This is a genomic window from Lutibacter sp., assembly GCF_013139515.1.
GTDB lineage: Bacteria > Bacteroidota > Bacteroidia > Flavobacteriales > Flavobacteriaceae > Lutibacter.
The window spans coordinates 26,130-45,778 of record NZ_WTAR01000040.1 but is presented as its reverse complement, the minus strand read 5'-3'; the positions used below and the strand labels follow the sequence as shown (position 1 = coordinate 45,778).

Genomic DNA, 19,649 nt, shown 5'->3' with positions numbered 1-19,649 from the left:
TCCGTAAGGCATTTTAGTATTTGCCAATTTTTCTAATAAATGTTGTTGGTTATTTTCCATCAACAAAATCTTGCAAATAACTATATCGTTCAGTTAACTTTCCGTTTTCTGTCATTTTTGATCTATGCAAAACACCTTCTGCATCATTATTAAAAAATGAAGGAATTACATGATTGGCAAAACTTTCACCAAACCCTTCAGAAGCGTCTTTAGGAAGTTCACAAGGTAAATTGTCAACCGCCATTACAGCTATTGCATTTTCGTTCTTAAAATCTGTTTCTTGTTCAGTTATTGGATTGTAACCATAATTAGGCTCAGCTATTGTTGAAGGTCTAATTGTTGAAGCCACTGGCCCATCAATATCACAACTAATATCAGCAACAACTTTTATATTAAAACTTTCAGACTTAGCATCTTCACGTGTAAAAATATATGGAGAACCAACACCGTAAAAATGACAAGCAATATACATGTCAGCCACTTTGGCAAAACGCATAAAATCACCATTATATTCTTTAGGTTTTTTAAAAAAATCAAACTCATTAATTATTTGTCCATCTTTTCTTTTGTTATAGTCTAGCACATCTATTTGAACATACACCGCTTCAGTAAAAGTTTGAGTTAAAAATTCATCAACTGAAACTTCTTTCATTCCCATACCGTCTAACATTTCTTTAGCTCCATTACTCACACGCCCTTTCCCTGTCAATACTACTTTTATTGCAGAAAGCTTTAATTTTTGCAATTCATGAATTAGCATTAATTGATCGTGAAGCTCTTCTGCCTTTGGCAAATTGAAAATATTATACTTTAAACCGTAAGTTCTAAAACCGTTATAAGCACCAACAATACCAGCATATCTTCCAAAAGCTACAACTCTAACTTCATTTTTATTAGTAATAGTTTCGTGATCATGTAATTCAATGTTTTTCAATAAAATTGCATTCAGCAGTTCTCTATTATAAGATTGTTTTTTTATAGTGTGTGAGAAAAAAAAGTATTTTTTATTTGGAATTAAACTGTTGATAGGAACTTCTTTTACACCTAATAAAACATCACAATCAGAAACATTACTAACTACCTCAATTCCTTCATTTTTGTAATCTTCATCTGTAAAAAATCTATCTTTAGAACTTTCTACCTTTATAGATAGCTCTGAAAATTCATTCAATAAATCTTTACATTTTTTTGGAGATAATACGACTCTTCTATCTGGTGGGTTTTTACGTTCTCTAATAATTCCTATCTTCATAAATAACTGGTATAAATTTTGCACTAATATATTAGGAATTAAAAGAACTCACAAATAAACTATGTGACATATTTTGTTTAAATTTGCTTTCTTTTAAAAGGTACAGATCTTTGAAATTTTGGGGACGACTGGTTTTGACTGCAAGGTCAATTAATATATAAGCATGTCGAGTAATGAAATAGCACTCGTAAATCTCAATTTCAACATTTTAAACGGCGAAGATAACTACGCTTTAGCTGCTTAATCCGAATTATAGTAGGATGAGCCTCGGCACACTAGGTGTGCAAGCTGAATGCCCACTGATAGCCTTGGTTAACGGCGATCAATTTAAGGGCATCGTAAAAGTTAACATAGAAATACTATTGTTTCGGTAGTATTTTGAAACTAAAGAAACTAAGCTTTAAGTGGGCTGTTTTCGGTCAGCTTAAGGTCTAAAACCAAACGAAAAATAAGCATGTAGAAAGTATTTTGGTTGCTTGTTTGGACCCGGGTTCGATTCCCGGCGTCTCCACTATTAAAATTAATTCCCTAAAAAAACCTCACAAATTTGTGAGGTTTTAATACAATTTCCCAAGAATTATATCTTTTTCTTGTTTCAAATGTAGGTAGTTTTTAAAAAATCTTTGAGGGTAATTAATCTAAATGTGAGAAATCCCGCCTTTTCACATTGCTATAATTCTTTTAATAATTCTTCAACAGCCTTTTTTAATTGAGAATCAGTACCTTTTACTCTGTCATCAGGGTTATTATCTATTATAATATCTGGCATTGCAGGAGTGAAATCCATATTTTTTTCTGAAGATTTCACATACCAACCTCTAAAAGGGATTCTTACATAAGAACCATCAATTAAAGTATGACCTCCGGTAGAAATTACTGCACCAAATGTAGGTGTTCCAACCAACTTTCCTAAGTTTAGCTCTTTATATGCATGTGAAAAAATTTCAGCATTTGAGTAACTATTTTGATTACACAGCGCTATTGATGGTTTTGTCCAAGCAGCCAAAGGCAAGCGCTCGCTAAAAGGGTAATAATTTTTAAATTGCTTGTGTTCTTTTGCTAAATCTTTAGCAGCTCCTCTTGGAACTGTATACGCGTGTTGTTTTACATTTAATACAGCCATTAAATAATCAGTAGTCCAACCACCGCCGTTATAGCGAACATCAATAACAATACCTTCTTTACCGAAACCTGCAGCAGTTAATTCACGTTCAAAACGCTCAAAACTAGTCCAATTCATTCCTTGAATATGTATATAACCTAATTTTCCTTCTGAATATTTTTCAGTTAAACGTTTCCGTTCTTTCACCCAAGCATTATAATTGTCAGTTCTAGCACTAGATTTAGGTCTTATTACAACCTCTTTTTCTTTTCCACTTGAAGTTATTCCTAAAATAATTTTTTCATTATTGGTTGCCGTTAAATACTGGTAAATATTTTCAGAAGCTGAAACGTTCTCTCCGTTAACACTATTTATAATATCTCCAATATTAAACTTACTAATTTCTCTATCTGCAGCTGAATTAGGCACAATGTAAGAAACTTGAAGCTTTCCATTTGGTGTAGTTTTCAATTCAGTCCCCAATATTCCAGTACTTTCATTTTGAACATTTTTTCGTTCTTCACCTCTATACATTCCCATATGACTTGCATTAATTTGTCCAAGCATTTTATTGAAAATAACTTTAAAATCTGCTCTAGTTGAAGCTTTTAAAGCTAATGGTTTATACGTTTTTTTCAGCTCATTCCAATTTTGCCCATGATAATTTGGATCGTAAAAACGATCTTTAATAATTCCCCAAGCTTCTTCAAAAATTTGATTGGCCTCTTCAGTATAATCAATTTTCATGTTTGCTTTAAAAGGCAAGCTTTCTTTTTTATCCCCAGCTAATTTTATGCGAGAAGTTTTACCTTTGCTAATAAAATAAATGTAATCTTCTTTTTTATTTAATAAAATATTTCTTGGTCTAGAGCTCCCTTTGGTTAATTGCTTTTTCTCTTTACCATCCCAATTTATTTGATGTAAATCTGAATTTACATCTGGATTTCCACGTCCACTATTTCCAGTTGTATAGTAAAAAATTTCACCATCTTTAGAAATAGCATCCAAATATTCACCACCAGTATATGAAGTTACTTGTTGTTGACGTTCATAGATGTTTTCAAAATCAATAACAATATCTTTTACTTCTTTTTCAGTCTTTTCCTCCTCAGATTTTTCATCTTTTTTAGGGGTTGTATCTTTACTATCTTCATCCCAATCTTGTTGTGTTTTTTCCCAATCTTTTTTACGTAACCAAACAAACCAAATATCGTGATCTCCATTATTTCTATTTGAAGAAAATGCTATTTTTGAGCCATCTTTACTCCAAATAGCTCCTGAATCAGATTTTGGATGCATAGAAATATTTACAGGTTTTTGACTATTATCAACTTTATGAATGTAAATTTCTTCATTAAAATATAAGTCACTTAAACTATATGTTATCCATTTAGAATCTGGAGACCATGCAACTCCTGAAGGTGTATCCCAACCATTTAATAGTGCTTTTTTATCACTAATTTTTCCATTTTCTGAAATAGAAGCTACAATTAGTTTTCCATTTCCATTTAAATATGCAAGTTGTTTTTTATTTGGTGATAATCTAGGATTGGTATTTCCTTCTTTATTATTGGTTACTTGAGAAATTTTATGCTTTAAAGAAGTAAATAAATTTTTGTTAGTTGAATCATTAGAAGAAACTGTAAAAAGATTGTTTGGCCCATTCCTATCTGAAACAAAAAGTAGGGTTTCGTTAGTTAACCAAAGTACATCAGCATCTTTATACGCTGAATTAGAAACATTTACAGTTCTACTTTTTTCAGTGTCATTTTCAGTAATAAAAACTTCACCTCTAATTACAAGAGCACTATACTTTCCGTTAGGTGATACTTCAATTTCTGAGGCATTGCTTGTAAAAGATTTTCTTTCAACAGGGTCAAATCTATAATCGCTATTAATTATAATATTAATAGGGTCACTTCTTTTAGTAGTGGTATTTATTAATGAAACTTTATCACCTGAAACAAGTACAATATCTTCACCATTTTTACTAAGGTTAAAAGAAAATATTCCCATAGTTTTTAATGAAGAAATTTGTGATATCACCCCACTTTTAGTGCCATTTTCATCAATACTTAATTTATGAACATTGTATTTTCCACTTCTTGCAGATTGAAAATAAATAGTATTATTATCAGCCCATTGAGGTGCTAAATCTTGCCCATTAAAAGTTGTTAGTTGCTTAAATTTATCATTTGTAATATCATATAACCAAATATCCCTATTAGCAGGTCCTTTATATGCTTCTCTTTCAATTCTACAAGAACCACGAGTAAAGGCAATAAGTTTTTTATTTGGAGAAAGTTTGGCATCAAAACCAACAGAATTTAATAGTCTAAAAGGAGTTCCTCCATTTGCATTCACAGAATGAATTTCTGGTTCTCGTTCTATTTGAACAAAGTTTCTTGAAGTTTCAAAAATAATATCATTGTCACTTGTAAAATCCGTTATTCTATCGTTTGTTGAATGATATGTTATTCTAGTTGGAATTCCACCAGTTGAAGGAATTGTAAATATATCCGTATTTCCATATCGGTCACTTTGGAAAGCAATTGTTTTTCCATCTAAATTCCAAATGGGGTTGGTGTCATAAGCTTCATGAATTGTTAGCCTTTTTAAATTATCTCCAGTAATTGAAGCAGTCCATATATCGCCTTGATAATTAAAAGCAATTATTTTTCCATTTGGGCTAAGCGAAGGAGTATTTATTAAAGGGTTGTTTTGTGAATATAAACTTGTGCTAATTGCAATAAAGCACACAAGAGAATAAAGTATATTTTTCATAAGAGTTTGGTTAAAATTAATTAAAAAAATATCTTTCACAAGATATTAATATACAGGGATGTAATTTTGAGTAAGCTTAAAATTTAACAAATATTTATAACTTAGTAAGTTTTAAAAAAATGCTGACTTATTTTATATTGAGTGGAGATATTTATATAGAGTTGTTGATAAACAAGAGAATCCTATAGGTTTCTTGTTAATAAAAAAACACATATCCTTACATAAATTTCAATAAAAACCATAGAAAGTAATGTTAAATCAGAATTTATAAACATTGGTAAGGTCGAGCCTAATATTTCCATGTTGGTCTTCTCTTTTTTTATTTTTATAGTAGACTTTATTTGACCAAATAGTCATCGTTCACCCCAATAAAATAACAAAGATTAATACCGAAAATCTGAGATTGTAAAAAACGGTTCAATATTATTTATTGCAGAATCCATTTCTTGTCAATTTAATCTTTCTCAATATGAATCATGGAATGATTACGAAGCACAATTGATAATCCACAATATTCTATAAAACTATCTGGCCCAGCTTTTCCGTCATAAGAACCTATCTCACCTACTGATGCATTAAAAAATCGATAGGTATATTGATCGCTCATTAACCATTGCAAATGATTTTTATCTGAAGTTCTATTTAATGCGAATAAATGTTTTGCATGATGCTTTATGAGTTTCCAACCTTCCTTAATATCTTCTTCTTTCTCATCTTGATACATTGGCATTTCAATCCCAAAATAGCGTCTTAAAACGAGTGAAAATACCGGATGAATAATATTGTTCCATGGTTCCATATCTTCAGGAATCCAATATACTTCTGCAACAATTTTCAATTTAGTTTCTCTAGTTGGATTAATACTTTCAAGTACTGCCTTTTTTCCATTCTTAATATTGGAATATTTTTTTAAACTACTAGGCAATAATACCAAAGGTCTAAAAGCATGGTCCATTGCTCCATTTTGCTTTATTTTATAATGCTTACTAATATCATTCCAAATATTTCTGTGTAATAATTGACAATTTGTAATGAATAAAAACTTGGATTTGAACCTGTAAAATAGTTTGAAAAAAGCCCAAATAGCAGCAAATACAGCAAATAATGGTAAAATTACTTCAGCAATTGATTTTAGGATAGTCATCATAAATAGATTCTAAGGTAAATATTAATAACAATTTTTTTAAGTTTTAAAGAACATCTTCTTAACGTATTACTCAAAGGTAATTAATAAAACAACTGTATTTTTTTAAAGGAATAATTTAGATAAAGTCTAAATAATAACATTATTTGGAATAGATGTAAATTATGTTAACTGATTTTTATCAGCAGATTCTTGTATTTTATAATTTACTTTTAGGCTAAACCTACCCCATTACTATTAATTATTCTAAAAATATTTTTATGTGGTTTAATCAAAAAGACGACAAGCATTACAAAATTATTAGTCTAAAAACATATGCTTGGGACAGAACTATCAATAATACTAGGCGTTACAGAAAAGTATTTGATAAAAACGAAATTAACTATTTAGGTGTTGCTATAGAGTTTTACAACAAATTTTTTGATGAAAAAGATTGGAAAACAACAATCACATTTAAAGCTTTTAGTCTTAATGGTGATAAAAAAACGAATGAGCATTGTGTAAACACCAAAGAATATACTATAACAAAAGACATTAATACAGTTATTTGTGATTATGGTTGGGGTGCAGATGAGCCTGGAGGTTATTGGGAAAAAGGTGATTATCTATGGGAAGTTTATATTGATAATGAATATATAGAGTCTACAAAATTTCATATAGAAAACGTTGGAATTGTAACACCAACAAATAACCCTTATTTTAAAGTAGTTACTTTAAAAACTTATGAAACTGGTGGTGAAGAACAAAATTTAGAGAACCGTTTGTATTTTAAGCAGTTTGTGTATAAGCACACGCGTTATATTATGACTGAATTTGAGTTTATTAATAATGTAGAAGAAGAATGGTTATGCGAATTAATATTTAATTATTATGATGATTCTGGCCTGTTAATAGGTGTTTCAGACAATATTAGTTACGTTACTCCTAAAAATGGAGTTGGAGAATCTTATAGTATTATAGCTGGCTGGGGAAGTAAAGATACAAGTATGTGGCTTAAAGATAATTATCGCGTAGAGGTTGTTTTTATGGATACTGTTGTGTCTATCATTCCTTTTAGTATTGGTGATGATTTGTTAGTAAGAGTTGCCGACTATGGTGCTGTTTTAGAAGAGGATTTTGATCCAGAAGAATTAAATGTTGCTGATGAATTACCAGCAAATGAAGCTTCTATAGAGCCAGTAGTTGAAGAACCTGAAACTGATTTAAATTATACACAACCTATAGAGAACAAACCTATTCATGAATTACTTGGCGAATTAGACCAACTAATTGGTCTTACAAATATCAAACAAAAAATTAGAGAATATATAGACTATACAACCTATTTACAAATCCGAAAACAAAAAGGGATTGAAGAAAATGGCGAAATAAAATTACACAGTGTGTTTACAGGAAACCCAGGAACTGGAAAAACAACTGTAGTAAAACTATTGGGGCAAATTTATCATTCAATGGGTCTACTATCCAAAGGACATGTTCTTTCTGTAGAAAGCAATGATTTAATTTCAGGTTATGTAAGGCAAACTGGAGAAAACACAAAAAAACTTATAGAAAAAGCAAGAGGAGGTATACTATTTATTGATGAAGCCTATATACTATTTAAGGAAGGAGCAACAAACGATTTTGGCCCAGAAGCAATTGCAGCATTAATTACTGAAATGAGTGATGGCCCAGGAGATATTGCAATTATGGTTGCAGGATATCCAAAGGAAATGGAAAGTTTCATCAACTCTAATCCAGGTTTAAAATCGCGTTTCACAAATTATTATCATTTTAAAGACTTTACTCCAACTGAATTAGTTGATATTGCTAAATACGCTTCAAAAAAGAAAACTGTTAAACTTTCAAAAAAAGCAACAGTTAAAATAAAGAAAATAGTTACTTCTGCTTTTAGAAAACGTGATAAGACTTTTGGAAATGCACGCTATGTTCATTCTATTATTGATGAAGCCAAAATGAATTTAGGTATCCGTTTAGTGAGAGAGTACGATCAAGAAAATATAACAAAAGAACTTCTTACGAACATTCAAGAACAAGATGTTGAAGATTTAGTTGAAAATAACTTAACTGAAAGATTGAAATTAGATGTTGACACAGCATTACTAAAAGAAGCTTTAAGTGAATTAAGTGGATTAATAGGCCTTTCTGAAATTAAACAAGAAGTACAAGAGCTTATCCGTTTAACTAAATATTACAGAGAAATTGACCGTGATGTTTTAAAAGCATTTTCAATGCATAACGTATTTTTAGGAAATCCAGGAACTGGTAAAACAACTGTTGCCAGAATTATTGGAAAAGTTTATAAAGCTTTAGGCTTATTAGAAAGAGGCCATGTAGTTGAAGTCGATGGTAGTAGCTTAATTGCTGGTTATGTAGGGCAAACTTCTATTAAAACTAAAGAATTAATTAAAAGTGCAATGGGAGGCGTTTTATTTATTGATGAAGCCTATGCTATAACTGAAGGTGCTTCCAAAAATGGAGGTAATAATTTTGGGAAAAAAGCTATTGCAGCACTTATAAAAGAAATGGAAGATCATAGAGGGAAATTTAGCGTTATTGTTGCTGGATATACTGATAATATGAAGCATTTTTTGGAAACCAATCCAGGAATGAAATCTCGCTTTGATAAAACATTTCATTTTATTGATTTTACTGAAAGTGAATTGTGGGAAATATCAAAAAACATGTTTTCTGGAAAAAACTTAAAAGTTGAAAAGAAAGCTGAACAACATTTAAAAAAATATATAACTCATTTATACAAACAACGAAATAAATTTTTTGGAAACGCTCGTTCTATGCGTAAAATAGTTGAAAAATCTATAAGAAATCAAGAATTAAGAATGGCTAATTTACCTAAAAGCAAACGTACTAAAGCTATTATGAACACCTTGAATTTAGAAGATGTGCTGGAATTTGATTCAACTAAAATAGTTACTATCAATCCTAAAAAGATAGGATATAAAGTCTTTAATTAATAAGTATTATGGAGAATCTAAAATCTAAAAAAGTATACTTCTTTTTATTATATTTATTGGCTATCGTTTTTTGGTTTTACTTTTGGTATGAGCTAAATGGCTACCAATTAATGAAGGAAGATTATAAAATACTTTGGTTGCCATTTATAGTTAATTTAGTGTACCTGTTTGGTAATATGCTATTAAACTTATTGCATTGGTATGTTGGTCCAGTAGCTGAAGAAGAAGAGCTATTCAATCCTATTAATGCAAGATTGGCAAATGTATTTACTGCTGCAACTGCTGTTTTAGCTATTGCAGCTTTAATTTATACAATCAAAAGTCAACCAGCAACAAAGGAGTTTGTAAATTACGCATCTTACACTTTTGTTTTTGGTCTCATTTCTATGCTTATTCTTTGGATTCCAGGTCACAGAGCTATTTATAAATTTTACTTTCGACATTTTCAAACCATCTTATTAATTTATAGTATCACTTTAAGCATGAGCTCTATTTTAATATTATTATCTAATCTATCTCAAATTATATAAAACATTAGTTATGAATGAACTTATTATACAATTAGATTCCTTAACAAGCAACATTATTATTGGTATTCTTACTGGTATTTTAACTACAGCACTACTCTATCTTATTTCTAAAATGTTTGCAGACTGGTTAATTCCATGGTATAGAAATATTAAATATATTGGAATAGATGTATCTGGTGTTTGGGAAACAAAACAGGAATTTGATAATTCTAAAGAATATAGTTTACTAAATTTAAGACAAGAAGCTGATAAGTTATATGGATTATGGACTATAAGTATTACTCAAAATGGATCTGATCAAAATGAAATAAAAACGTTCAAAGTAAATGGCTCTATAGAGGATCGTTTTGCTCTTTTAATTTCAAAAAATACAGATAGAAGGCAGATTGGCATTGGAACAATGCTTATTGAAGCAATTGGAAATGGGTTTGAGCTAAAAGGATGTGAAACCTGGTATAGTGTAGATAATAAAGCTATAAAATCAGATACAATTTTATTTAAAAGAAAGAAATAATGTAAATACCTTAATTTTAGTTTGGAGTTGTTAAATTATTCAAACATTATTTTAAGTATAAAAAATAATAAATTCGGATGTAAATTTATAGATAAGCATGCAAATAACACCATATAATATTTGTGATTATATTAAAAAAACAAACGACAAGCCTATTTATTGTAGCCAAAATACCTCCTGTTTTACGGATGATTTATAATTAAAATTAGTGAATTGTAAACTTAAGACGTGTATAATTCATTGCTACATATAGTAATAACCCTACTAACATTTTATAAATTTAACCTAATCTAACAGCTTGAAAACCCTAGCGGATTTGTCACAATAAAACCATAACTATAATCCATTAACCAAACATATAAGACAACCAAATGATTCACCTAATAGTTGGAAATACAGGCTCTGGAAAAACAACATACTCAACCGAATTGAAAAAGAAGAATAAAGGAATTATCTTTTCAATTGACAAATGGAATAACACATTATTTCTCGCTAACAAAAAACCGAATGATGAACTGGAATGGTTTCTTGAAAGAATTGAATTAAAAAACAAATAAATTGAATTTGCTTATCCTAGAAGATGATTATGTTAGCTCGAAACTTTTGAAATCTTCTTAGAAGGTGTTTTCAAAGAGATTATTGTTCTAGCTAATAAAAAAGACACCATAGAAACAGGTAGAGAGAATCCAAAACTTAATCTAACTTTAATGGATATTAAAATTTCTATTCCAATAAGTAGGGAGCTAAAATTTCTGTCCAAAGTTTATAACCATCTGCTGTCATATGTAATCCGTCTTCAATAAACCATTTTTCTGAAGGCATTCCATTTTCACCAATCATAGGTGAAAAAACATCTACAAAAATTGCGTTTTGTTTTGAATTTAAATATTCATTAATCATTGTGTTGGCTTTTTTCATTTCCAATACTTTACTCCAACGATTTAAACTTGGTTTAATAGCAATAAAATACACCTTTGCATTTGGTAACTTTGCCTTAATCATACCGTACAAAGCACAAAAATCTCCAAAGACTATCTCTGCAGATTTACCGGTTTGAACATCATTATCACCAGAATAAATAACTACTTTTTGGGGGTTATATTTTAAAATTATTTGATCAAAATTTTCAATTAAATCAATAATTTGAGAACCACCAAAACCTCTGTTCAAAATTTTAGGATTATTAAAATCTTTTTCTGGATTTTTCCAAAGTCTTATTGATGAACTTCCTGTGAAAAGAATTCCTTTTTGCATTGGTTCATTATTATCTAAAAGATCAAACGCATCAATTTCAGCCTGCCAAATTTTTTCATCTTCTTGTGCAAAAGAGCTTAGTGAAACAATTAAGAATAAGATAAAGGTTTTTTTTATTTTCATTATAGTTACTTTAGAGTTTAAATTTAGTTAAAAAAGTACTCTAAAGTCTAAATTACTCCTTCAAATCAAAATTGTTAGTCAATTATTTTCAGTTTATTAAAATATTACCAATTTAGGTCCTAAAATATTTTAAATTTGAATTTCAAAAAGTACCATTCACCATATTTTAGTTAACAACCCTAAACACAATATGAAAAACAAACCAACAACTGAACAACCTTCAAATTATAATCACCTTGAAAAAATGAGTACATTAGAACTACTCACAAATATAAATGCTGAAGATAAAACAGTTCCAAATGCTATAGAAAAAATGATTCCTTCTATTGAGGCATTGGTTGATGTTATTTATCAAAAGATGAATAAAGCCGGGCGATTATTTTATATTGGTGCTGGAACTAGCGGGAGATTAGGTGTTTTGGACGCTTCCGAATGCCCACCAACTTTTGGCGTTCCAGATAATTGGGTTATTGGTTTAATTGCTGGTGGTGATTCAGCACTTAGAAAAGCCGTTGAAAATGCAGAAGACGATGTTAATTTAGCTTGGGACGATTTAAATACATATAATATTTCTGATAAAGATGTTTTAGTTGGTATTGCTGCCTCAGGAACAACTCCTTATGTAATTGGAGCACTTAAAGAAGCCAATAAACACAACATAGCAACAGGATGTATTGTTTGTAATGAAAATAGCCCTTTATCTGAAGTGGCAGACATATCAATTGAATTAATTGTTGGTCCTGAATTTGTGACCGGAAGCACAAGAATGAAAGCCGGAACAGCTCAAAAATTGGCCTTAAACATGATTTCTACTTCTGTAATGATTAAATTAGGAAGAGTTAAAGGCAATAAAATGATTAACATGCAGCTAAACAATAACAAATTAGTTAAGCGTGGTGTAAAAATGTTGATGGACGAACTTGGTATTGAAAAAGAATTAGCATTAGTCCTTTTAGAAAAGCATAAAAATGTAAAAAATGTGTTAGACAATTTTAAAAATTAATTTTAGTTAATGAAAAATTCAACAAAATATATAATTGGGGTAATGAGCGGCACTTCACTTGATGGGATTGATATTACTTATGTAAAAATTACCAACACCAACAATTATAATTTTGAAATTTTAAATGCTACAACAATTTCATATAATAATGAATGGAAATTAGCCTTAAAAAATGGATTTTATTTATCTGGTGAAGAACTCACAAAACTTGACGCAGATTATGGATTATTTTTAGGTGAAACAATTCAAAAATTCATAAACGAGAATAACATTTCAACTATTAATTTTATTGCTTCTCACGGACATACAATTTACCACAACCCTAAAAAAAAATACACATTGCAAATTGGAAACGGACCATCTATTACTTCAATTACAGGTATTAAAACCATTTGCGATTTTAGAACACAAGATATTTCGCTGGGCGGTCAAGGCGCACCATTAGTACCTATTGGAGATGAACTTTTATTTTCTAAATATGATTATTGCTTAAACTTGGGCGGTTTTTCAAATATCTCAATGAGTGAAAATAACCAACGAATTGCTTATGATATTTGCCCGGTAAATATTGTTTTAAACCATTATGTTACTTCATTAAATATTGAATATGATGATAAAGGAACTATTGCTTCAACAGGTTTAATTCATGAAGATTTATTAAATGAGTTAAATTCATTATCATTTTATAATAAGGTAAAACCAAAATCATTAGGCTACGAATTTATTGTAGAAATAATTTTTCCAATTATTGATAATTACAAACTTGACATAAAAGATATTTTAAGAACTTTTGTTGAACACATTGCAATACAAATTACAAGAAAAGTTGATTCAAACGAATCTAAAACAATCCTAATAACTGGTGGAGGTGCGTTTAACACCTTTCTCATGAATAGAATTCAGTGGTATACAAAAACAAAACTTATAGTGCCTAATAACACAATTATAAATTATAAAGAAGCATTGGTTTTTGCGTTTTTAGGTTATTTAAAAGATGAAGGTAAAAATAATTGCCTAAAAAGTGTTACTGGTGCAAGTAAAAATCATAGCAGCGGTATTATATTTACAGCATCATAAATAAATTTTTAATGAGTTCTATAACTGAAAATCTTAACAAATTAGCAATTTTACTGTCGGGTGAACTACATTTAGACAACTTACACAAAAGTATATATGCTACTGATGCTTCCGTTTACAGAAAACTTCCTTTAGGCGTTATTTATCCAAAAAACAATCAAGATTTAAAAACTCTTATCCAATTTGCTACAGAAAATAAGACAACACTAATTCCACGAGCTGCTGGAACATCATTAGCCGGGCAATGTGTTGGAGATGGATTGGTGGTAGATATTTCAAAATACTTCACTAAAATTTTAGCTTTTGATGAACATAAAAAAACCGTTACTGTTCAGCCAGGAATTATTAGAGATGAATTAAATGACTATTTAAAGCCTTTTGGTTTGTTTTTTGGACCAAACACTTCAACAAGTAATAGATGTATGATTGGCGGAATGGTTGGTAATAATTCATCAGGTACAACTTCCATCAAATATGGTGTAACCCGTGATAAAGTTATTGAACTAAAAACCATTTTAAGTGATGGTTCTAAAGCCATTTTTAATGAAATAACTACTATTGAATTCAATCAAAAAAGACAAGGAAATTTATTAGAAAATTCTATCTACAAAACTATCTTTAATGAACTTTCTGCTGAAGAAAATCAACAAGAAATAATTAAAGAATTTCCAAAAACAAATATTCACAGAAGAAACAATGGTTATGCTGTAGATGAGTTATTAAAATTTGAAGTCTTTGGCGGAGAAAAAACTACCATAAATATTGCAAAACTATTAACCGGAAGTGAAGGCACATTAGCTTTTATAACTGAAATAACATTACAATTAGACACATTACCATCTTCTAAAAACATTATGGTTGCTGCACATTTTAACAGTATTAAAGAAAGTATGGAAGCTGTTGTAACCGCAATGAACCATAATTTATATACTTGTGAGTTAATGGATAAAACCATTTTAGATTGTACTAAAAACAATAGAGAACAATTAAAAAATAGATTTTTTGTTGAAGGTGAACCTAAAGCTATTTTAATGCTTGAAATTTGTACAAATTCTGATAAAGAATCTAACAAATTAGCAGATGATTTAATAACTGATTTAAAAGCACATAATTTAGGATACGCATTTCCAAAATTATTGAAAAAAAACATTGATAAAGCCTTAAATTTACGCAAAGCAGGTTTAGGATTATTAGGAAATATTGTTGGCGACAATAAAGCCGTTGCTTGTATTGAAGATACAGCCGTTGAAGTGAAAGATTTACCAAATTATATTACTGAATTCACTAAAATGATGGAGGAGTATGGTCAAGAAGCGGTGTATTATGCACATGCTGGTGCCGGAGAAATTCATTTACGACCAATTTTAAATTTAAAAAAACAAGAAGATGTTATTTTATTTAGAGAAATAACAACAAAAACAGCCAAACTTGTAAAAAAATATGGTGGTTCATTTAGTGGTGAACATGGTGATGGAATTGTAAGAGCTGAATTTATTCCTTTAATGATTGGTAACAAAAATTATGAACTTTTAAAACGTATTAAACAAACTTTTGACCCAAATAACATTTTTAATAAAGGTAAAATTATTGATCCATTTGCTATGGATGAAGACCTTCGTTATAAAATTGATAGAATTGAACCTGAAATTGAAACTATCCAAGATTTTTCAGATAGTTTAGGAATTTTAAGAGCTGCCGAAAAATGTAATGGTTCTGGAGATTGTAGAAAACTACCTGAGGCTGGTGGAACTATGTGTCCAAGTTACAGAGCAACTAGGAATGAAAAAGACACTACAAGAGCAAGAGCAAATGTTTTACGTGAATTTTTAACAAATTCAGAAGAACAAAATAAGTTTAATCACAAAGAATTATATGATGTTTTTGATTTGTGTTTAAGTTGCAAAGCTTGCGCAAGCGAATGCCCAAGCAATGTTGATATTGCCGCTTTAAAGGCTGAATTTTTACATCAATATTATAAAGAAAATGGCATTCCTTTTAGAACTAAAATGTTCGCAAATAATGTAAAATGGAATAAATTAGGTAGCCTAACTCCTACTTTCACTAATTTAATTTTAAACACAAAACTTACAAAAAAAATTATGGGGATTGCAACTAAAAGAAGCATTCCTAAATTAGTAAAAACAACCGTTTATAATTGGTATAAAAAACATCAAAAAAGACTTATAAATCAGCCTTCAAAATTTGGAGAACTATACCTTTTTGTTGATGAGTTTACCAATTATTATGATGCTAACATTGGTATTAACACTATTGAATTATTAACCAAATTAGGCTACAAAGTAAACATTACACAACACGAAGAAAGTGGAAGAAGTTTTATTTCAAAAGGAATTTTAGATAAAGCAAAAGAAAAAACAGATTTTAATGTGAGCTTTTTTAAAAACCTTATTTCTAAAAAAACTCCTTTGGTTGGTATTGAACCTTCTGCAATTTTAACATTTAGAGATGAATATTTAAGATTGGCTGACGATAAAGAAGCGGCAAAAGAAATTGCGAAAAACAGCTTTACTATTGAAGAGTTTATAAAGCAAGAATTCGAAAAGAAGCATATTACTTCAAAAAGTTTTACACTTCAAAAAAAAATACTAAAAATTCATGGACACTGCCAGCAAAAATCTTTGAGTAACATAGAATCTATATTTCAAATGTTATCTATTCCTAAAAATTACAAAGTAACCATCATAAATTCTGGATGCTGCGGGATGGCTGGTTCATTTGGTTACGAAAAAGAACATTACAAAATAAGTATGCAAATTGGTGAAGACACGTTGTTTCCTAAAATTAGAAACACTGATAATAACACTATTATTTCAGCTTCAGGAACAAGTTGCAGACATCAAATAAAAGACGGTACAAATAGGAATTCTAAACATCCTGTCACCATATTAAGAGAAGCGCTTTTATAGCTTGAAGTTAAATAAAAAAATAATTAAAATGAAAAACATATTTATTGTAAGCCTATTCTTATTCCTTACAACAAGTTACGGACAACAAATTGATCCACTACTAACTTCTGATGTTGAGAATCAAGAAGAATGGGTTGAAAACATCATGAGTCAATTAACTTTAGACGAAAAAATTGGTCAGCTTTTTATGATTCAAGCGTATTCTAATAAAGATGAAAAACATACAACTTACATTAAAAGTATGATTGAAAAATACCACATTGGTGGTTTAATTTTCATGCAAGGTACACCTGAGAAACAAGCTGAATTAACAAATATTTATCAAAAAAAATCAAAAACACCTTTACTAATTGGTTTTGATGGTGAATGGGGATTAAATATGCGTTTAAAAAACTCATTCCGTTATCCTTGGAATATGACTTTAGGAGCTGTTCAAAACAATAAATTAATTGAACAATTTGGGGAACAATTAGGTAAACATTGCAAAAGAATTGGAATACACGTTAACTTTGCCCCAGTTGTAGATATTAATACGAATCCGGCAAATCCAATAATTGGAAATAGATCATTTGGTGAAAATAAATACAATGTAACCGAAAAAGCGATTGCTTTTACTAACGGAATGCAACGAACTGGCGTACTTGCAAATGCTAAACATTTTCCTGGTCATGGTGATACCTCAACCGATTCACACAAAACACTTCCTTTCTTAGATTTTAATTTAGAACGTTTAGATTCTATTGAATTATTTCCTTATAAAGAATTATTCAAAACCAATTTAGCGAGTGTAATGGTTGCACATTTAAATGTACCTTCATTAGAACCAAAAAAAGGAGTTCCAACTTCAATTTCATACAACGTAATTACCAAACTTTTAAAGGAGAAAATGGGCTATAACGGGTTAATATTTACGGACGCTTTGAATATGAAAGGCGCTGCTAATTATGCAAAACCTGGCGATATTGATTTAGCAGCCTTTATTGCTGGAAATGATATGCTTTTAATACCTGAAAATGTACAAGCTGCAGTAACTAAAATTAAAAAATCGTTAGAAAATAAAAAAATTACACTTGAGCGGTTAAACACTTCAGTTAAAAAAATATTAAAAGCAAAATATTGGGCTGGGTTAAACAATTTTAAACCAATAATAGAAAGCAACATTCAAGAAGATATTATTACTATAAAAGATAAATTACTGTATAGATCTTTAATGAAAGAAGCAATAACATTGGTTCAAAATAAAAAAAATATTTTACCTATTAAGGAACTAACGGACAATAAAATAGCATATGTGAAATTGGGTGATTCTGATAATTTTAGTTTTACAAATACTTTAAAAAAATATACACAAGTTGATATTATTAAAGAAGAAAACTTGTCTGTTTTACTACAAACTTTAAAATCTTATAACACGGTTATTATTGGTTACCACAAATCAAATATCAATCCTTGGAAAAGTTTTAAAATGTCTGCTGAAGAGCTCAACAAGCTTCAAAAAATATCTATAAACAACCGTGTAATATTAGATGTATTTGCAAGTCCATACACACTGTTAAACATCAATAAATTTGAAAATATTGATGCTATTTTAGTATCATATCAAAATAGTACAGTTTCACAAGAAATTTCAGCACAAATAATTTTTGGTGCGATTGAAACAAAAGGAAAATTACCTGTTTCAATTAAACATATATTTCCTGAAGGAACAGGATTATCTACTTCAAATTTAATGCGATTATCATATACAATTCCTGAAGAAGTTGATATGAGTAGTAAATTACTTCAAAAAATAGATTCTGTAACAACCTCTGTAACAGACTCATTAATGGCTCCTGGCGGACAAGTTTTAATTGCTCGTTACGGAAAAGTTATATATCATAAAAGTTTTGGATACCATACTTACGACAAAAAACAAAAAGTAAAATTAACCGATTTGTATGATTTGGCATCTGTCACAAAAATATTAGGAGGTTTACCAATGATAATGAAAAGTGAAGAAATGGGTTTACTTAATTTAGATTCTACACTTGGTGAATTATTACCTTATTTAAAAGGTTCTAATAAAGATACAATTACTATTAAAGAAGCATTATCTCACGTTGCTAAAATAAAACCTTGGATTCCTTATTACTTAGAAACTATAGATAGTATTACTAAAATACCATTAAAAAAATTCTATAAAACAACTAAAAGTGATGATTTTTCAATTAAAGTTGCAGAAAATTTATATTTAAAAAACGTTTATACTGATTCCATTTATAAGAAAATTTATGACTCACCACAAAGAGAGGAAAATGGTTATAAATACAGTGGTTTGGTTTTTTACTTATTCAAAAAATATATAAAAGATACTTTTCATTTAGAAATGGATGTTTTAAATAGCCGAAATTTTTACAAACCATTAGGAGCTACAACTTTAGGATATAATCCTTTAGGGAAATTCAAAAAAACTGAAATTGTACCAACCGAAATTGATAGTTATTTTAGACATCAAACCCTACAAGGCTCAGTTCATGATATGGGTGCTGGAATGATGAATGGTGTAAATGGAAATGCAGGGTTATTTGCAAACTCAAATGATGTTGCGAAAATGATGCAACTATATTTACAAAAAGGTTATTACGGTGGTAAAAGATATTTTGAAAGTAACACTATTGATAAGTTTAACTATAGATATTATGCAAAAGATAGCGTAAGAAGAGGTCTTGGATTTGACAAGCCACAAATAAACCCAGAAGAGAAAGCTGCTGGAGATTTAGCTTCAAATAGTAGTTTTGGTCATAGCGGATTTACAGGAACCTACACTTGGGTAGATCCTGAAAATGGTATTTTATATGTATTTTTATCAAATAGAGTATATCCAACTATGAGTAATAACAAACTAGGAGAAAAAGATATTAGAACCATTATACATAATTTAATTTATGAAGCAATTATTTACGAATAATTCACAAAATTTAAAAA

12 protein-coding genes and 1 other RNA gene are annotated in these 19,649 nt (G+C 29.5%); 9 read left to right on the top strand and 4 right to left on the bottom strand.

Annotated elements, in window-relative coordinates; all coding sequences use genetic code 11:
• Nucleotides 1–49 precede the first annotated feature (49 nt).
• The gene (locus GQ540_RS05050; protein WP_291798260.1) at nucleotides 50–1,252 is read right to left on the bottom strand and encodes an NAD(P)-dependent oxidoreductase; all 1,203 of its coding nucleotides are present in this window, start codon (nucleotides 1,250–1,252) and stop codon (nucleotides 50–52) included.
• 120 nt (nucleotides 1,253–1,372) lie between these two features.
• Between GQ540_RS05050 and ssrA the strand changes: the two genes are divergently transcribed.
• Nucleotides 1,373–1,766, top strand: a transfer-messenger RNA (tmRNA) gene (ssrA, locus tag GQ540_RS05045).
• Between the two features lie 156 nt (nucleotides 1,767–1,922).
• Here the strand turns inward: ssrA and GQ540_RS05040 are convergent.
• Complete coding sequence (locus GQ540_RS05040) at nucleotides 1,923–5,138, bottom strand: S41 family peptidase (RefSeq protein ID WP_291798257.1); 3,216 nt, start codon at nucleotides 5,136–5,138, stop codon at nucleotides 1,923–1,925.
• Nucleotides 5,139–5,592: 454 nt separating this feature from the next.
• Nucleotides 5,593–6,285 (bottom strand): hypothetical protein, encoded by a 693-nt coding sequence (locus tag GQ540_RS05035; RefSeq protein WP_291798254.1) that lies wholly within the window; start codon nucleotides 6,283–6,285, stop codon nucleotides 5,593–5,595.
• A 257-nt stretch (nucleotides 6,286–6,542) separates the two neighbouring features.
• Between GQ540_RS05035 and GQ540_RS05030 the strand changes: the two genes are divergently transcribed.
• The 4 genes from GQ540_RS05030 to GQ540_RS05015 all read left to right on the top strand — a co-directional run bounded on the left by GQ540_RS05030 (nucleotide 6,543) and on the right by GQ540_RS05015 (nucleotide 10,858).
• On the top strand, nucleotides 6,543–9,257 hold the full coding sequence (locus GQ540_RS05030) for an AAA family ATPase (RefSeq protein ID WP_291798251.1): 2,715 nt from the start codon (nucleotides 6,543–6,545) through the stop codon (nucleotides 9,255–9,257).
• Nucleotides 9,258–9,265: 8 nt separating this feature from the next.
• Nucleotides 9,266–9,787 carry a hypothetical protein gene (locus GQ540_RS05025; RefSeq protein ID WP_291798248.1) on the top strand — a complete coding sequence of 174 codons (522 nt, stop codon included), beginning with the start codon at nucleotides 9,266–9,268 and terminating at the stop codon, nucleotides 9,785–9,787.
• Between the two features lie 10 nt (nucleotides 9,788–9,797).
• Nucleotides 9,798–10,301, top strand: coding sequence for a hypothetical protein (locus GQ540_RS05020; RefSeq protein ID WP_291798245.1), 504 nt, complete (start codon nucleotides 9,798–9,800; stop codon nucleotides 10,299–10,301).
• Nucleotides 10,302–10,672: 371 nt separating this feature from the next.
• Nucleotides 10,673–10,858 carry a hypothetical protein gene (locus GQ540_RS05015; protein ID WP_291798243.1) on the top strand — a complete coding sequence of 62 codons (186 nt, stop codon included), beginning with the start codon at nucleotides 10,673–10,675 and terminating at the stop codon, nucleotides 10,856–10,858.
• A gap of 166 nt (nucleotides 10,859–11,024) precedes the next feature.
• On the opposite strand, the gene GQ540_RS05010 is transcribed toward GQ540_RS05015, so the two are convergent.
• A complete protein-coding gene (locus GQ540_RS05010) occupies nucleotides 11,025–11,678 on the bottom strand; it encodes a GDSL-type esterase/lipase family protein (RefSeq protein ID WP_291798240.1) in 654 nt (217 codons plus the stop codon).
• Between the two features lie 190 nt (nucleotides 11,679–11,868).
• Between GQ540_RS05010 and murQ the strand changes: the two genes are divergently transcribed.
• From murQ to GQ540_RS04990, 4 genes are read left to right on the top strand one after another with little or no spacing between them, the layout of a single operon-like run.
• Nucleotides 11,869–12,681 carry an N-acetylmuramic acid 6-phosphate etherase gene (gene murQ, locus GQ540_RS05005; RefSeq protein ID WP_291798237.1) on the top strand — a complete coding sequence of 271 codons (813 nt, stop codon included), beginning with the start codon at nucleotides 11,869–11,871 and terminating at the stop codon, nucleotides 12,679–12,681.
• A 9-nt stretch (nucleotides 12,682–12,690) separates the two neighbouring features.
• Nucleotides 12,691–13,758, top strand: coding sequence for an anhydro-N-acetylmuramic acid kinase (locus GQ540_RS05000; RefSeq protein ID WP_291798234.1), 1,068 nt, complete (start codon nucleotides 12,691–12,693; stop codon nucleotides 13,756–13,758).
• Between the two features lie 11 nt (nucleotides 13,759–13,769).
• Nucleotides 13,770–16,685 carry an FAD-binding and (Fe-S)-binding domain-containing protein gene (locus tag GQ540_RS04995; RefSeq protein WP_291798232.1) on the top strand — a complete coding sequence of 972 codons (2,916 nt, stop codon included), beginning with the start codon at nucleotides 13,770–13,772 and terminating at the stop codon, nucleotides 16,683–16,685.
• A 28-nt stretch (nucleotides 16,686–16,713) separates the two neighbouring features.
• Nucleotides 16,714–19,632 (top strand): glycoside hydrolase family 3 N-terminal domain-containing protein, encoded by a 2,919-nt coding sequence (locus tag GQ540_RS04990; RefSeq protein ID WP_291798229.1) that lies wholly within the window; start codon nucleotides 16,714–16,716, stop codon nucleotides 19,630–19,632.
• Nucleotides 19,633–19,649: the final 17 nt, after the last annotated feature.

Bases quoted from the DNA above. Each gene is read 5' to 3' on its own strand.
- GQ540_RS05050 (WP_291798260.1), bottom strand. From the start codon at position 1,252: ATGAAGATAGGAATTATTAGAGAACGTAAAAACCCACCAGATAGAAGA.
- GQ540_RS05040 (WP_291798257.1), bottom strand. From the start codon at position 5,138: ATGAAAAATATACTTTATTCTCTTGTGTGCTTTATTGCAATTAGCACA.
- GQ540_RS05035 (WP_291798254.1), bottom strand. From the start codon at position 6,285: ATGATGACTATCCTAAAATCAATTGCTGAAGTAATTTTACCATTATTT.
- GQ540_RS05030 (WP_291798251.1), top strand. From the start codon at position 6,543: ATGTGGTTTAATCAAAAAGACGACAAGCATTACAAAATTATTAGTCTA.
- GQ540_RS05025 (WP_291798248.1), top strand. From the start codon at position 9,266: ATGGAGAATCTAAAATCTAAAAAAGTATACTTCTTTTTATTATATTTA.
- GQ540_RS05020 (WP_291798245.1), top strand. From the start codon at position 9,798: ATGAATGAACTTATTATACAATTAGATTCCTTAACAAGCAACATTATT.
- GQ540_RS05015 (WP_291798243.1), top strand. From the start codon at position 10,673: ATGATTCACCTAATAGTTGGAAATACAGGCTCTGGAAAAACAACATAC.
- GQ540_RS05010 (WP_291798240.1), bottom strand. From the start codon at position 11,678: ATGAAAATAAAAAAAACCTTTATCTTATTCTTAATTGTTTCACTAAGC.
- murQ (WP_291798237.1), top strand. From the start codon at position 11,869: ATGAAAAACAAACCAACAACTGAACAACCTTCAAATTATAATCACCTT.
- GQ540_RS05000 (WP_291798234.1), top strand. From the start codon at position 12,691: ATGAAAAATTCAACAAAATATATAATTGGGGTAATGAGCGGCACTTCA.
- GQ540_RS04995 (WP_291798232.1), top strand. From the start codon at position 13,770: ATGAGTTCTATAACTGAAAATCTTAACAAATTAGCAATTTTACTGTCG.
- GQ540_RS04990 (WP_291798229.1), top strand. From the start codon at position 16,714: ATGAAAAACATATTTATTGTAAGCCTATTCTTATTCCTTACAACAAGT.